The organism is Kitasatospora sp. SolWspMP-SS2h, assembly GCF_003259315.1.
In the GTDB taxonomy this organism is placed as follows: Bacteria; Actinomycetota; Actinomycetes; order Streptomycetales; family Streptomycetaceae; genus Kitasatospora; species Kitasatospora fiedleri.
The window spans coordinates 89,061-103,549 of record NZ_QLLT01000010.1 but is presented as its reverse complement, the minus strand read 5'-3'; the positions used below and the strand labels follow the sequence as shown (position 1 = coordinate 103,549).

General features: G+C 76.5%; 11 protein-coding genes and 1 pseudogene. 7 read left to right on the top strand and 5 right to left on the bottom strand.

Annotation, left to right across the window (positions count from 1 at the left end):
- Positions 1-278 precede the first annotated feature (278 nt).
- Positions 279-716, top strand: a complete 438-nt coding sequence (locus K353_RS14420; RefSeq protein WP_111553992.1) for an ATP-binding protein — start codon at positions 279-281, stop codon at positions 714-716.
- A 237-nt stretch (positions 717-953) separates the two neighbouring features.
- Here K353_RS14420 and K353_RS14415 read toward each other — a convergent pair whose 3' ends face one another.
- Positions 954-2,117, bottom strand: a complete 1,164-nt coding sequence (locus tag K353_RS14415; RefSeq protein ID WP_111553991.1) for an alpha-hydroxy-acid oxidizing protein — start codon at positions 2,115-2,117, stop codon at positions 954-956.
- A gap of 177 nt (positions 2,118-2,294) precedes the next feature.
- On the opposite strand from K353_RS14415, the gene K353_RS14410 reads away from it, so the two are divergent.
- Positions 2,295-3,206, top strand: coding sequence for an AraC family transcriptional regulator (locus tag K353_RS14410; protein WP_111553990.1), 912 nt, complete (start codon positions 2,295-2,297; stop codon positions 3,204-3,206).
- Positions 3,207-3,428: 222 nt separating this feature from the next.
- Complete coding sequence (locus K353_RS14405) at positions 3,429-5,165, top strand: serine/threonine-protein kinase (RefSeq protein WP_199528097.1); 1,737 nt, start codon at positions 3,429-3,431, stop codon at positions 5,163-5,165.
- Positions 5,166-5,229: 64 nt separating this feature from the next.
- Here the strand turns inward: K353_RS14405 and K353_RS14395 are convergent, their stop codons facing one another.
- Positions 5,230-6,177, bottom strand: coding sequence for a GlxA family transcriptional regulator (locus K353_RS14395; protein ID WP_111553988.1), 948 nt, complete (start codon positions 6,175-6,177; stop codon positions 5,230-5,232).
- A gap of 202 nt (positions 6,178-6,379) precedes the next feature.
- On the opposite strand from K353_RS14395, the gene K353_RS14390 reads away from it, so the two are divergent.
- From K353_RS14390 to K353_RS14380, 3 genes are all read left to right on the top strand, one after another.
- Positions 6,380-7,297, top strand: a complete 918-nt coding sequence (locus K353_RS14390) for an NAD-dependent epimerase/dehydratase family protein (protein ID WP_111553987.1) — start codon at positions 6,380-6,382, stop codon at positions 7,295-7,297.
- Positions 7,298-7,464: 167 nt separating this feature from the next.
- On the top strand, positions 7,465-9,528 hold the full coding sequence (locus K353_RS14385; protein WP_111553986.1) for an MDR family MFS transporter: 2,064 nt from the start codon (positions 7,465-7,467) through the stop codon (positions 9,526-9,528).
- 124 nt (positions 9,529-9,652) lie between these two features.
- Positions 9,653-10,645, top strand: a complete 993-nt coding sequence (locus tag K353_RS14380; protein WP_111553985.1) for a YdcF family protein — start codon at positions 9,653-9,655, stop codon at positions 10,643-10,645.
- A 4-nt stretch (positions 10,646-10,649) separates the two neighbouring features.
- Here the strand turns inward: K353_RS14380 and K353_RS36540 are convergent.
- Together K353_RS36540 and K353_RS14370 are read right to left on the bottom strand one after the other, a co-directional pair.
- Positions 10,650-10,928: pseudogene (locus K353_RS36540) on the bottom strand (class I SAM-dependent methyltransferase); the annotation flags it as partial.
- Between the two features lie 33 nt (positions 10,929-10,961).
- Complete coding sequence (locus K353_RS14370) at positions 10,962-11,894, bottom strand: 1-phosphofructokinase family hexose kinase (RefSeq protein WP_111554107.1); 933 nt, start codon at positions 11,892-11,894, stop codon at positions 10,962-10,964.
- A gap of 249 nt (positions 11,895-12,143) precedes the next feature.
- Between K353_RS14370 and K353_RS14365 the strand changes: the two genes are divergently transcribed.
- Positions 12,144-12,992: a DMT family transporter gene (locus K353_RS14365; protein WP_111553984.1), complete on the top strand. Its 849-nt coding sequence runs from the start codon at positions 12,144-12,146 to the stop codon at positions 12,990-12,992.
- A gap of 29 nt (positions 12,993-13,021) precedes the next feature.
- Here the strand turns inward: K353_RS14365 and K353_RS14360 are convergent, their stop codons facing one another.
- Positions 13,022-14,437 (bottom strand): PLP-dependent aminotransferase family protein, encoded by a 1,416-nt coding sequence (locus K353_RS14360; protein ID WP_111553983.1) that lies wholly within the window; start codon positions 14,435-14,437, stop codon positions 13,022-13,024.
- Positions 14,438-14,489 lie beyond the last annotated feature (52 nt).

Here is a 14,489-nt window from a genome sequence, read left to right as displayed (position 1 = left end):
CCGGCACCCGCGGGTACGGTGCCGCCCTCCGGCGGGCCGGGGCCGCGGGGTTCCGGCAGGTCGGCGGGCCCGGTCCCCAGGACGCTCGGGGCGGTGGCGAGTTGTGGCCACTGTCCAGCATCCGCCGCCGCAGTCGGGCCCGTTCGGCCTTACCGTACTGAGTATCGGTGATCTGTCCGGTTCGCTCGGACGGGGCAGGGCTGCCGAGCCCCGACGCGGCCGGACGACGGCGCCCTTCCGCTCCGACCCCGGTCGCCCCCGTTGCGAAGGGACCGACCATGGCCGTCGCGGACCCACCCCAGACCGTGCGCTACCGCCTGAGCCTGGCGACCGTGCCCGCGTCCGTACCCGAGGCGCGCCGGGGGGCGCGCGCCGAACTGGCCGCCCGCGGGATCGGCCCGGACGATCCGCTGACCGACACCGTGCTGCTGGTGGTCAGCGAACTGGTCACCAATGCGGTCCGCCACGCCGCCCCGCGCTCGCCCCGCACCGTGCTCCGACTCGACTTCGGCGCGGGCGAACTGGCGATCCGGGTGCACGACCGGCACCCGCACTGCCCGCAGCGCCCCGAGGTCCCGCACCGGGACGGCAGCGGCGGCTGGGGCCTGGGCCTGGTGCACGAGCTGGCCGCGCTGGCCGGCGGGGTGACGGAGACCGTCGCCGATCCGGACGGCGGCGGCAAGACCATGGTGGTGCGCCTGCCGGTCGGGCCCTGAGCGCACCGAGCGCACCGGAGGCGGGCGGGCGCCGGACCGGGCTCGGGCACCGGACCGGGCGGAGCCGGGTGCCGAGCCGGGCGGGCGCGGGGGAGAGGTCTGGCGCGGGGCCGGCGCCGCGTCCCGGCGGACGCCGGTTGGGAAGACGATCGTCGGACGACCCCGCGGCTCCACTCTGCTGCATGCCTACTGTTATTGCAAGTAAGTCGCAATAAGCCGGAGCGCCGGACCCGGCGCTCAGCAGCGCCGCAGTGCGCCCGGCGCGCGCAGGCTCTCCAGCGACGGGTACCCGTCCACCGCCATCAGCAGGTCCGCCTCCGCCAGCAGCGAGCGCAGCACGTGCACCACGCCCGCCTCGCCGCCCAGCGCCAGCCCGTACACGTACGGCCGCCCCACGCCCACCGCCGTCGCGCCCAGCGCCAGCGCCTTGACCACGTCCGCGCCGCTGCGCACGCCCGAGTCGAACAGCACCGGCCGGCCGTCCGCCGCCTCGACCACCTCGGCCAGCGACTCCAGCGCGGGCAGCCCGCCGTTCGCCTGCCGGCCGCCGTGGTTCGAGCAGTAGACCCCGTCCACGCCCGCGTCCACGGCCCGGCGCACGTCCTCCGGGTGGCACAGGCCCTTCAGCACGATCGGCAGCCCGGTCAGCGAACGCAGCCACGGCAGGTCGTCCCAGGTCAGCGGGTTGCCGAAGACCTGCACCCAGTCCATCACCGCGCCGCGCGGGTCCCCGTCCGGGTCCTGGAGCCGGGCCCGGAACACCGGGTCCGAGGTGTAGTTCGCCAGGCAGTGCCCGCGCAGCTGCGGGAAGCTCCCGCTGCCCAGGTCGCGCGGCCGCCAGCCGGTCACCCAGGTGTCCAGGGTGACCACTAGCGCCTTGAACCCGGCCGCCTCCGCCCGGTGCACCAGCGACTCGGCCAGCGCCCGGTCGGTCGGCGTGTACAGCTGGAAGAAGCCCGGGGTGCCGCCCAGCTCCGCCGCCACCGCCTCCATCGGGTCCACCGAGAGCGTCGAGGCCACCATCGGCACCCCCGTGCGGGCCGCCGCCCGGGCCGTCGCCACGTCCCCGTGCCCGTCCGGCGCGCACAGCCCCACCACCCCCACCGGCGCCAGGAACAGCGGCGAGGCCAGCTCCAGCCCGAACAGGTCCACCCGCAGGTCCCGCTCCTTCGCGCCCACCAGCATCCGCGGCACCAGCCCCCACCGCTCGAACGCCGCGGCGTTCGCCCGCTGGGTGTGCTCGTCGCCCGCCCCGCCCGCGACGTACGACCACAGCTCCGGCGCGAGCGCCGCCCGGGCCCGCTCGGCCAGGCCCGCGTACGTCATCGGGTACGCCGGGGCGACGCCGAACAGCGCCTCGAAGTAGATCTCGTTCTGGTAGTCGCCGAACTGGGGGGCCATCCGCGCTCCTCGGGGGTGGGTGGGGGAGGCCCCACGTTCCACCGGCCGCCGGGCGGCGGTCAAGGGCCGCGCCGGAGGGCCCCCGGGCCGCCGGGCCGCAGGTCCTCCGCGCCCCGGCTCCCCGGCCCTCCCGGTGGAAGATCGACCGGAGGTAGCCTGGCAGCGGATGTGGTGACCATGCGAGCGAACCAACCCCAGGCGTCCGGGACGGCGATCCCCGAGGTCCCGTTCACCGCGCCACCCGGCGGACCGGCCGGCGTCGAGGTCATGACGCTCGCCGACCTGCGCGCCCGCCGGGCCGCCGCCACCGACGGGGACTTCCACCGCCCGCAGCGCCCCGCCTTCCACCACCTGCTCACCCTGGAACGCGGCCGGCTGCGCCACACCGTCGACTTCACCGCGCACACCGTCGAACCCGGCAGCTGGCTCTGGGTCCGACCCGGCCAGGTCCAGCAGTGGGGCGAACTCGGCGACGCGGACGGCACCCTGGTGCTCTTCGAACCCGGCTTCCCCGACCCGGCGACCGTCGCCGCCGCCCGGCTCGACGACCCCTTCGCCGCTGCCGTCCTGCACACCGGCGGCACCGACCGGGAGGCCCTGCTCCACGCGGTGCGCCACCTGCACCGCGAGTACGCCTCCGGCGCGGACCTGCCCGCCGAGGTCCGCCACGCCCTGCTGCGCCACCTGCTGGCCGCGCTGCTGCTGCGGCTGGCCCACCCCGCGGTGCCGTGCGGCAGCGCCGCGAGCGAACCCGGCGAGACCTACCGGCGCTTCCGGCAGGCCGTCGAGCACCACTTCACCCGCACCCGCCGGGTCGAGGACTACGCCCGGCTGCTCGGCTACTCCCCGCGCACCCTCTCCCGCGCCACCCTGGCCGCCGCGGGCGTCGGCGCCAAGGAGTTCGTCGACCGCCGGGCCGTCCTGGAGGCCAAGCGCCTGCTCGCCCACAGCGACGGCTCCGCCGCCCGGATCGCCGACCACCTGGGCTTCGCCGACGCCGCCAACTTCGCCAAGTTCTTCCACCAGCGCACCGGCACCACCCCCACCGCCTTCCGCGCGGCCGTCCGCGGCGGCGTGGACCGGCGCTGACCGGCGTGGACCGGCACTGACCGGCGCTGACCGGCGCGGAGGGGCGCTGACCGGCCCGCGTGTCCGCAGTGCGTCACCGTCCGGTTCCGATCCGGTCTGGAAAAGGGCCCGGCGGTGTCGTCGGGAGGGGGCGGACCTCTAGGGTGCCCGGTGAAGGTCCTGTGCTCGGTCGCGGGGGCTTCTCCTGACAGCGGCGCGGAACCAGCCTAGGAGCACGGAACGTTGGAGACTCTCGGGGCGGGCGATCCGCACACGGTCGGCCCGTACCGGCTGCTGGGGCGGCTGGGGGCCGGCGGCATGGGCGAGGTGTTCCTCGGGCGGACGGCGGGCGGCCGGACGGTGGCGGTGAAGACGGTCCGCCAGGAGTTCGCCGGGGACCGGGAGTTCCGGCAGCGCTTCCGGCAGGAGGTGGCCGCGGCCCGGCGGGTCGGCGGCCGGTGGACCGCGCCGGTGCTGGACGCCGACACCGAGGGGCCGCAGCCGTGGGTGGCCACCGGCTACGTCGCCGGGCCCTCGCTGTCGGACGCGGTGCGGCAGTTCGGGCCGCTGCCGACGGCCACCGTGCGGGCGCTGGGCACCGGCCTGGCCGACGCCCTGGCGGCCGTGCACGAGCTGGGGCTGCTCCACCGGGACGTCAAGCCGTCGAACGTGCTGCTGGCGCTGGACGGGCCGCGGCTGATCGACTTCGGCATCTCCCGGGCGCTGGACGCGACCTCCGCCCTGACCAGGTCCGGCTACGTGGTCGGCTCGCCCGGGTTCATGTCGCCCGAGCAGGCCCGGGGCCGGCCGTCCGGACCGGCCGGCGACGTGTTCGGGCTCGGCGCGGTGCTCGCCTTCGCCGCCACCGGGCGGGCCCCGTTCGGCGAGCAGGACAGCGCCGCCGGACTGCTCTACCGGATCGTCCACGAGGAGCCGGAACTCGACGGCCTGGACGGCGAGTTGCTCGAACTGGTGCGCAACTGCCTGGACAAGGACCCGGAGCGCCGGCCGACCCCGGCCGCCGTCCGGGAGCGGCTGGTCCGCAGCGCCGCCGGCCAGACCGGGCTCGGCGACCGGGGCTGGCTGCCCGGCGCGGTCTCCGAGGAGGTGGCGCGGATGGCCGTCGCCTTGCTCGACCTGGAGTCCCGGCCGCTGCCCCCGCCCACCGTCCTGGCCGCGCCGCCGACGCCCGCCGCGCCGCCGACCGCCCCGTACCGGGCGGCCACCGCCCCGTACCCGGCGTCCCCGGGCTTCGGCCCGCCCCCGCCGGGCTACCCGGCCGCCGCGCCCACCCCGCCCGGCCAGTACCCGTACCCCCACCCGCACACGCCCGCGCCGCACCCCGCCCCGCAGCCGCCGGCCAAGCGCCGGGCGGCGCCGCTGGTCGCCACCGGTGTCGTCGCGGCGGTGCTGGCGGGCCTGGGCGTGTGGGCCGCGACGGCCGGGACGGGCGGGTCGGACGCCGCCGCGGGCGGCCCGTCCGGCAGCCCGGCGGTCACCGGCAGCACGAGCGCCCGGCCGACCGGGACGGTCACCCCGGCCGGGCACGACAGCAAGAAGGCCGAGCCCGCGCCCTCGCCGTCGTCCTCGCCCTCCCCGTCGGCGTCCCCCGCGCCCTCGCCCCCGGACGACGGGGACGCCGTCGCGGACGCGTTCCTGGGCGTCTTCGAGGGGCCGATCAGCGCGTCCGGGAACGGGCCGCGGCTCGTCATCCGGATCACCGTCCACCAGGGCGCGGTCGGTGACACGATCGCCTTCGTGGAGAGCGACGGCGGCCTGGGCACCAACCAGGTCGTGTGCACCAACGAGGCGGCCCTGGTCTCCGCGACCAGGACCCGCCTGGTGGCCCGCTCGCTGCCCGAGACGGTCAGCGCCGGCTGCACCCCGCTCGCCGGCGACGGCGTCCTCACCCCGAACAAGGACGGCTCGCTGCGCTTCGTCCAGCAGGGCTTCACCGGGGACCTGGCGCGCCACTCCTGACACCGCCGTGCCGTGCTGCCGTGACACCGCCGTGCCGTGACGCCGCCGTTCACCCGCGCCGCGTTCACCCGCGCCGGGTGAACGTGGCGCGGTAGGCGGTCGGGGTGAGGCCGGTGCGGCGGGCCAGATGGTGGCGCAGCGAGTCGGCGGTGGCCAGGCCGCTGAGCTCGGCGACCCGCGGGACGGGCAGGTCGGTGGTCTCCAGCAGCTCCCGGGCGCGGTCGACCCGCTGGTGCAGGAGCCACTGGAGCGGCGTCAGGCCGGTCTCGGCCTCGAAGCGGCGGGTCAGGGGCCGGACGCTGACCCTCGCGTGCGCCGCGAGGGCGGGGCGGCCGAGCGGCTCGTGCAGGCGTTCCAGCGCCCAGGCGCGGGTCGGGGCGAGCGAGGCGCCGGCCCGGTCCGGCGGCAGCGGCGACCGGATGAACTGGGCCTGCCCGCCCGGCCGGACGGGCGCGGCGACGATCAGCCGGGCGGCGGCGTTCGCGGCGGCGGCGCCGTGGTCCAGTCGGATCAGGTGCAGGCACAGGTCGATGCCGGCGGACAGCCCGGCGGAGGTCAGCACGGTGCCGTCCTCGACGAACAGCACGTCCGGGCGGAGCGTCACCGCCGGGTAGCGGCGGGCGAACTCCGCCGACCGGGCCCAGAAGGTGGTGGCGGTGCGGCCGTCCAGCAGCCCGGCCTCGGCGAGGACGAACGCGCCGGTGCAGATCGAGGCGATCCGCGCGCCGTTCGCGTGCGCCCGGCGCAGCGCGGCCAGCACTGCGGTGTCGACGTCGTCGCGGGCGCCCGTGCCGGTGACCAGCACGGTGTCGGCGTCGTCGACGGCCTCCAGCCCGTGCGGGACGGCCACCTGGAGGCTGCCGCCGGAGGCGACCGGCCCCGGCGCGCTGCCGCAGACCCGCACCCGGTAGGCGCGGTGGCCGTCGACCCGGGCCCCGCCGAGGACCAGGTCGGGGATCGACAGGTCGAAGGCGGTGACGGGCGGGACGGCGATGACGGCGACGCGGTGCATGGCCCGGACCTCCGGAGGCGCTGGTGTGCGGGCCGCCAGGCTACGGGCCGCCGGGAGCGGCCCCGGGCGGGGGAGCGGCGGGTGGCCCGAACTTCCGCAGGAACGGCAGCCGGGCCACTGCCCGGCGCCCGGCCCGGGGAGCAGGCTGGCGGGGCCGGGGCGCGCAGGCCCCCGGCGTTCCCGGAGCGAGAGAAGAGCACGCATGTCCTCCCTGTACGTCGTCGTGGGCGCCGGAGCGACCGGAGCCGCCACCGCGCTGCTGCTGGCCCGGGCCGGTGAGCGGGTCCGGCTGGTGACCCGCCGGGGCGCGGGCCCGGTCCACCCGCTGATCGAGCGGATCGCCGCGGACGCCACCGACCCGGTCCGGCTGGCCGGACTCGCCTCCGGCGCCGCCGCGCTGGTGAACTGCGCGATGCCCCCGTACCACCGCTGGCCGGAGGAGTTCCCGGCACTGGCGGCCGGGCTGCTGGGCGCGGCGGAGCGGACCGGCGCCGGGTACGTGATGCTGGGCAACGTCTACGGCTACGGGCCGGTGGACGGCCCGTTCACCGAGGATCTGCCGCTGCGGCCGAGCAGCGTCAAGGGCGAGGTGCGGGCCCGGATCTGGGCGGACGCGCTGGCCGCCCACCGGGCGGGCCGGGTGCGGGCGACGGAGGTGCGGGCCGGGGACTTCCTCGGCGCGGGCGCCGTCTCGCCGTTCACCCTGCTGGTGGCCGCGCCGGTGCTGGCGGGCCGGCCGGTCGCCTACCCCGGCGACCCCGACGCCGCGCACAGCTGGACGTACACCGGGGACGCCGCCCGCGCGCTGGTCGCCGCCGCCCGCGACGAGCGCTCCTGGGGCCGGGCCTGGCACGTGCCGTCCGCTTCGCACGCCCCGGCCCGCGAACTCGCCGTCCGGCTGGCCCGGTTGGCGGGCGCGCCCGCCCCGCGGCTGGATCGGATGAGCACCGGGGCGCTCGCCGGGGCCGCCCGCGCGGACGCGGTGATGGCCGAGGTCCCGGAGATGCTCTACCTGTACGACCGCCCGGCCCTGATCGACTCCACCGCCACCGAGACCGCCCTCGGCCTCCCGCCCGCCACCCCGCTGGACACCGCCCTCGCCGAGACGGCGGCCCGCTGACCGCCGCCGCGCCCGGCCCCGCCGCGCGGCTCGGCCGGTCGTCGTCGGGCGGTCCGCGGCCCTCCCGCGCGGCGGCCCCGGGACCTTGTCGCACCACCGGCCGATCGTGCGGCGCAGCGGCGGGGTGTCGGACCGGACAGAACAGGACGAAGTGTGACGATGCGAGGGTGACCACCTCCAGCCAAGTCAGTCAGGCAGCCCCGCCCGTCCTCGACCGGCGGCAGCGGAACGTCGTGTTCGGCACCATCGTGCTCGGCATGCTGCTGGCCGCCCTCGACCAGACCATCGTCGGCACCGCGCTGCCCACCATCGTGGCCGACCTCGGCGGCGCCTCCCACATGTCCTGGGTGGTGACCTCCTACCTGCTCGCGGAGACCGTCACCACGGCGCTGGTCGGCAAGATGGGCGACCTGTTCGGCCGCAAGATCGTCTTCCAGGTCTCCACGATCGTCTTCATCATCGGCTCATTCCTGTGCGGTCTGTCCACGAACATGCTGCTGCTGATCGTCTGGCGGGCTGTCCAGGGCGTCGGCGCCGGCGGTCTGATGGTCACCTCGATGGCGCTCATCGCCGACGTCATCCCGCTGCGCGAGCGCGGCAAGTACCAGGGCGCGATCGGCGCGGTGTTCGGCGTGGCCACGGTGATCGGCCCGCTGCTCGGCGGCCTGTTCACCGACCACCTGTCCTGGCGCTGGGCGTTCTACGTGAACGTGCCGATCGCGATCGTGGTGGTGATCGCCGCCGCCCGGAACATCCCCGTGGTCAAGTCCGCCGTCCGCCCGGTCATCGACTACCTGGGCATCACGCTGGTCGCGATCGGCGCCAGCGCCCTGATCCTGGCCACCAGTTGGGGCGGCAACGAGTACGCCTGGGGCTCGGCCGTGATCATCGGCCTGTTCGCGGCCGGGGTGGTCGCGCTCGCCCTGTTCTGCCGGGCCGAGACCAGGGCCGCCCAACCGACCCTGCCGATGCGGCTGTTCCGCAACCAGGTGTTCACGGTCTGCTCGATCCTCAGCTTCATCGTCGGCTTCGCCATGCTCGGCGCGCTGACCTTCCTGCCGACCTTCCTCCAGTACGTCGACGGCGACTCGGCGACCGTCTCCGGCGTGCGCACCCTGCCGATGGTGCTCGGCCTGCTGATCGCCTCGATCTTCTCCGGCAACGTGGTCTCCAAGACCGGCCAGTACCGGTTCTTCCCGATCGTCGGCTCGCTGGTGATGGCCACCGGCCTGTACCTGCTCTCGCTGCTGGACGTCGGCACCAGCGCCTGGCTCGCCAGCCTCTACATGTTCGTGCTCGGCACCGGCATCGGCCTGTGCATGCAGGTGCTCACCATCGCCGTGCAGAACACCGTCGACTACGCGGACCTGGGCACCGCCACCTCGGGCGTCACCTTCTTCCGCACCCTGGGCTCCTCGTTCGGCACCGCCGTCTTCGGCACCATCTACGCCAACACGCTCAAGACCAACCTCGCCGACGGCGTCGCCGAGTCCGCCCGGGCCACCGGCGCCGACCCGCGGCTGCTCGGCGCCGCCGCGCAGAGCCCGCACGGCGTCCACGACCTGCCCCCCGACCAGGCCGCGCCGATCATCCAGGCGTACGCCGACTCGCTGCACACCGTCTTCCTGTGGACCATCCCGGTCGCCCTGGTCGGCTTCGTGGTCGCGCTCTTCCTCAAGCAGGTCAAGCTCCGCGACTCCGCCCGGGCCAGCTCCTCCGACATGGGCGAGGGCTTCGCCCAGCCCTCCTCCGGCGACTCCTCCCGGCTGCTCGAACTCGCCGTCGCCAAGCTCCTCGGCAGCGCCGGGCTGGACACCGCCCGGGAGGTCGTCCACGTCTCCGGCACCCGCCTCGACGTGGCCGGCGCCTGGGCCGTCATGCAGGTCGAACTGTTCACCCGCACCGTCGGCCACGCCAGCCTCAACCTGATCGCCGCCCGCCGCCGCATCCCCCCGGAGGTGCTCCAGCCGGTCTTCGACCGGATGGTCGCCGAGGGCTACCTGGAGGGCGGCAGCGGCTTCTACCAGCACACCCCGGCCGGCGCGCAGGAGGCCGCGACCATCACCCGCACCTGGGCCGACTGGCTCAACCGCCGCCTGGAGGAGGACCGCGGCCGCCCGCGCAGCGCCGAACTGCGCGCCGCCGCCGACACCATCGCCAAGCGGATGATCGCCGAGGACCTCGCCGAGGGCATCCCGGTGGTCGGCAGCACCCTCGCCGGCCGCCGCTGACGGCCCGTTCACCGCCCCCGGCCCCGCCGCCGGCCCCGTCCTCAGCCCCGCCGCCGGCCCCGTCCTCACCCCCGCCCCGGCCCCGTCCCGCACCTCCGCGCGGGACGGGCCCTAGGCTGCCCCCATGCTCCTGTACGCCCTCGCGCTCGTCTTCCTGTTGCTGTTCGGCGTCGGCGTGCTGCGCGACCGGCGCCGCTTCGGCAACGCCGTCTGCCTCGGACTCTCCGTCACCCTGCTCACCCTCGCCCTGCTCGCCACCCTCCACCGGGCCGACTCGGCCGCCGCCGAGGCCGTCCTGATCGTGGTGGTGCTGGCCCCCGCGCTGGGCAGCCTGGTGCTCGCCGGGCTGCTGATCGCCAACGGGCTCAAGATGGTCCGCAAGGAGGGCCGCAGCCTCGGCAGCCTGCTCGCGCTGCTGGCCGGCCTCGCCATCCTGGCGGTGTTCGCCCTGCTGCTGGCCGCGACCGGGGCCGACTCCGAGGTGCTGGTCGTGATCGCCCGCACCGTCTTCGTGCTCGCCTGCTACCTCTCCTTCCTGTTCGTCTGCTTCGTCGGCTACGCCTACCTGTACGGCCGCCTGACCCCCCGCGAGGACGTCGACTACGTGGTCGTCCTCGGCACCGGCCTGCGCGACGGCAGCCGCGTCCCGCCACTGCTCGCCAGCCGCCTGGAGCGCGGCCGCCGCCTGTACGAGCGGCAGGTCGAGCGCGGGCGCTCCCCGTTCATGATCGTCTCCGGCGGCAAGGGCTCCGACGAACAGCTCCCCGAGTCCCACGCCATGGCCGACCACCTGGTCGAACACGGCTTCCCCGCCGACCGGATCATCCGCGAGGACCGCTCCCGCACCACCGAGGAGAACCTCCGCTTCAGCCACGCGATCATGGCCGCCGCCGACCCCGGCTACCGCTGCGTCGTCGTCACCAACAACTTCCACGCCTTCCGCGCCGCCGTGTTCGCCCGCCGCGAGGGCGTCAACGGCCACGTGGTCGGCTCGCCCACCGCCGCGTACTTCTGGCCCAGCGCGACCATCCGCGAGTTCGTCGCCGTGCTGGTCACCTACCGGTGGGCCAACCTCGCGGTGGCCGCGCTGCTGGTGCTGGAGTCGCTGAGCGTCTGAACCGTCAGCCGTCCTCGCGCAGTTCCAGCATCGACACCGGCAGCCACGGCCCGCCGTACCAGGACGCCGGACCGAGGCCGCGGACGGTGCCCGCGCCCAGGTGGGCAGCGTAGCGGCGGACCCTCGGGGAGAGGTCGGCGAGCAGCAGCCGGCCGCCCGGGCGCAGCACCCGCAGCGCCTCGTCCGCGGCGCGCAGGCGGGCGTCCGGGTCGGGGACGTTGTGCGGGACCAGGGCGGAGGTGACCAGGTCGAAGGCCGCGTCCGGGAACGGCGGCGCGGTGACGTCGCCGGTGCGCGGGGGCCGCCCGGGCGCTGGTCAGGGGGTGAGGGAGGCGGTGGCGTCGACCCGGGTGGCGGTGAGGGTGGCGCGCAGGTGGTGGTAGGCGGGGGTGTCGAAGTGGCCGGCGCGGGGGTGCAGGACGGTGGCGGCGGAGAGCGCGACGGCGTCGGGGAGGACGGCGGGCCAGCCCACGTTGCCGGAGAGGCCGGCGGCGAGGGCGGCGACCACGGAGTCGCCCGCGCCGGTCGGGTTGCCGGTGACGGCGGCGGGCGGGGCGCAGCGCCAGGTGCCCTGGCGGTCGACGGCGAGCAGGCCGTCCGGGCCGAGCGAGGCGAGGACGGACTCGGCGCCGCGCCGGATCAGCACCCGGGCGGCGTCGCGGGGGTCGGGCAGGCCGGTGGCGGCGGTGAGTTCGGCGGCGTTCGGCTTGATCACGGTGGGGCCGGCCGGGAGCGCGGCGAGCAGCGCCGGGCCGTCCGCGTCGAGCACCACGGGCAGGTCGAACCGCCGTCCCAGCGCGACGAGTCGAGCGTAGCCGTCGGCGGGGGCGCCGGGCGGCAGGCTGCCGGAGAGCACCAGGACGGCGGCCTGCGGCAGCTGCCGGGCGGTCTCGTCGAGCAGGGCGTCCCACTCGGCGGCGGTCAGCGCCGGGCCGGGTTCGTTGAGCACGGTGGCGTCGGCGCCGTCCGCGACGGTGACGGTGCGCCGGGTGTCGCCGCCGATCGGCACCGCGGCGTGGTCCAGCCCGGCGGCGGCCAGGTCGGCGCGCACCGCCTCCCCGGTGGGCCCGCCGAGCGGCAGCACGCAGCGGACGGGGCGGCCCAGCGCGGCGAGCACCCGGGCCACGTTGACGCCCTTGCCGCCCGCCTGGGCGGCCACCTCGGTGACCCGGTGGCTGGTGTGCGGGCGGAACCCGGGGACGGTGTAGGTGACGTCCAGCGCCGGATTCGGCGTGACGGTGAGGATCACGGTGGACGCCCCCAGGGTGGTGGTCGGTTGTCCGTCGGACGGGTGCACGGACGGTATGCGTGACTGAATCTGCGTGATCATATCGGTTTCCGCGCAGATTCGAGCAGGGAAGTGGGATTCCCGGCCGTTCGGCCCGAGGACGGGGCGGTCGGCCTGCGACCGGAGCGGGGGCGGTGGTGGGCGGGATGGCGCGGGACGCTAAGTTGGCTGTACATCTTCTGGGGTCGAACCGTTGGGGAGGGAGAACCCGTGAGCCAGGGCGCCGTCCCGTTCGTGGTGCTCGCCGCCGCGCTGCTGCACGCCGTGTGGAACGCGCTGGTGCACGGGGTGCGCGACCGGATGGCCGGGATCGCGCAGATGAACCTGGTGTTCGTGGCCTTCGGCGGGGCGCTCGCGCTGTCCGTCCCGGCGCCCGGCGCGGGCGCCCTGCCGTACCTGCTGGCCTCCGCCGCGCTCCAGACCGGGTACCAGCTGCTGCTGGTCCGCGCCTACGGGCTCGGCGACTTCGGCCAGCTGTACCCGATCGCCCGCGGCACCTCCCCGGCGGTGGTCGCGCTGCTCTCCGCCACCGTCCTGCACCGCCCGCTGCCCGCCGGGCAGTTCGCCGCCGTCGTGGTGATCTCGCTCGGCCTGGCCGGGCTCGCGCTGGTCGGCGGCGTCCCCGGTCGGGACCAACTCCCGGCGATCGGAGCCGCGTTGGGCAACGGCGTGCTGATCGCCGGGTACACCGTGGTGGACGCGGGCGGGGTCCGCGCCGCCCACTCGGCCGCCGGGTACATCGCCTGGATGTTCCTCCTCCAGGGCCTGGCCGTCCTCGCCGCGGTGGCCGCCGTCCGCCGCGGCACCCTGCGGCCCGCGCTGCGCGAGGGCCGCGCCGTCGGACTGGCCGGCGGGCTGATGTCGCTCACCGCGTACGGGCTGGTGGTCTGGGCGCAGACCGTCGGCGACCTGCCCACCATCGCCGCGCTGCGCGAGACCTCCATCGTCATCGCCGCCCTGATCGGCACCCTGGTCCTGCGCGAACGCCTCGGCGCCCTGCGGCTGGCCGCCAGCGCGACCGTGCTGGCGGGCATCGCGCTGCTGGAACTCGCCCACTGAGGGCAGAGGGAGGATGAGTTGACGACCCGTCAGTCGAAGGACTCCAGGGCGGCGGCCAACCGGTCGGCGGCGGTGGTGAGTTGGGCGGGGTGCTCGGCGGCGGCCAGGCTGACCCGGGTGCGGGGGCCGGGCTCGGCGGTGAAGTAGTTCGGGCCGGGGGAGAGGGCGACGCCGTGGCGCAGGGCGGCGGCGGTGAAGGCGGCCGGCTCGACCCGGTCGGGCAGCGGCAGCCAGAGGTGGAAACCCCCGCGCGGCAGGCCCGGCGGCAGCAGGGCGGGCGCCCGGGCGGCCAGCGCGGTCGCGAAGAGCTGCCGCCGATCGGTCAACTCCCTTGCCAGCGAACGCAGGTGGCGCGGCCACTCGGCGGCGGCGACCAGTTCCAGGGCGGCCTCCTGGAGCGGGCGGGGCACGAAGAAGGAGTCCACCGCCTGGACGGAGCGCAACCGGGCCAACGCCGGGCCCCGGGCCACCAGCGCCCCCACCCGCAGGCTCGGCGAGGCCGCCTTGGTCAGCGAGCGGACGTGCACCACCACGCCGTCCGGATCGTCGGCGGCCAGCGGCGCGGGCAGCTCGCCCGCGTCGGTGTGGGCCAGCAGCCGGGCGAAGTCGTCCTCCACCACGAACGCCCCCGCCCGCTTCGCCGCCGCCAGCACGGCCCGCCGCCGCCCCGGGGGCAGAACGGAGCCGGTCGGGTTCTGGAACAGCGGCTGGCAGACGAACAGCCGCGCCCCCGACGCCGCGAACGCCTCCTCCAGCAGCTCCGGGAGCACCCCGTCCGCGTCCACCGGCACCGGCACCGGGCGCAGCCCCGCCGCCCGGGCGATCGCCAGCAGGCCCGGGTAGGTGGGGGACTCGACCAGCACCGGTGCGCCGGGCGGGGCCAGCGAGCGCAGCGCGCAGGTCAGCGCGCTCTGCCCGCCCGCGGTGACCAGCACCTCCGCCGCCGTGACCCCGCCGCCCACCTCCCGGGCGAACCAGCCGCGCAGCTCCGGCAGCCCCTCCAGTGGCGGGCGCCCCCACGCCCCGGGACGCCGGGCGGCCCGGGCCAGCGCACCGGCCAGCGCCCGCTCCGGCAGCAGCGAGGCGTGCGGGTAGCCGCTGTTCAGGTCGATCACCTCCGGCGGGGCCGGCGCGAGCGCCGCCAGCACCCCCGAGGCGTCCACCACCCGGGCGGGCGGCGCACCCGCCTGCGCGCTCAGCGCCACCTCCTGCCAGGAGAAGTCGCCCCGCGCGGCGGGCGCCGGCCGCGGACCGGCCCGGAACACCCCCGCGCCCGGACGCGACACCACCACGCCCTCCGCGACCAGCTCCCGGATCGCCCGCGACACCGAGACCGGGCTGACCCGGTAGCGCTCCACCAACTCCCTGCTACTGGGAATCCGCTCGCCGCGGGAGTAGCGCAACACCGTGCCGCGCAGCGCGTCGGTCAGCTCCTGGACGGTCATCTGCTCTTCTCCTCCGGTGGTGCGGGACGGCCCTTCCGGGCGACGGGCGGCA

Bases quoted from the DNA above. Each gene is read 5' to 3' on its own strand.
- K353_RS14380 (WP_111553985.1), top strand. From the start codon at position 9,653: ATGCTCCTGTACGCCCTCGCGCTCGTCTTCCTGTTGCTGTTCGGCGTC.
- K353_RS14390 (WP_111553987.1), top strand. From the start codon at position 6,380: ATGTCCTCCCTGTACGTCGTCGTGGGCGCCGGAGCGACCGGAGCCGCC.
- K353_RS14395 (WP_111553988.1), bottom strand. From the start codon at position 6,177: ATGCACCGCGTCGCCGTCATCGCCGTCCCGCCCGTCACCGCCTTCGAC.
- K353_RS14360 (WP_111553983.1), bottom strand. From the start codon at position 14,437: ATGACCGTCCAGGAGCTGACCGACGCGCTGCGCGGCACGGTGTTGCGC.
- K353_RS14410 (WP_111553990.1), top strand. From the start codon at position 2,295: ATGCGAGCGAACCAACCCCAGGCGTCCGGGACGGCGATCCCCGAGGTC.
- K353_RS14415 (WP_111553991.1), bottom strand. From the start codon at position 2,117: ATGGCCCCCCAGTTCGGCGACTACCAGAACGAGATCTACTTCGAGGCG.
- K353_RS14420 (WP_111553992.1), top strand. From the start codon at position 279: ATGGCCGTCGCGGACCCACCCCAGACCGTGCGCTACCGCCTGAGCCTG.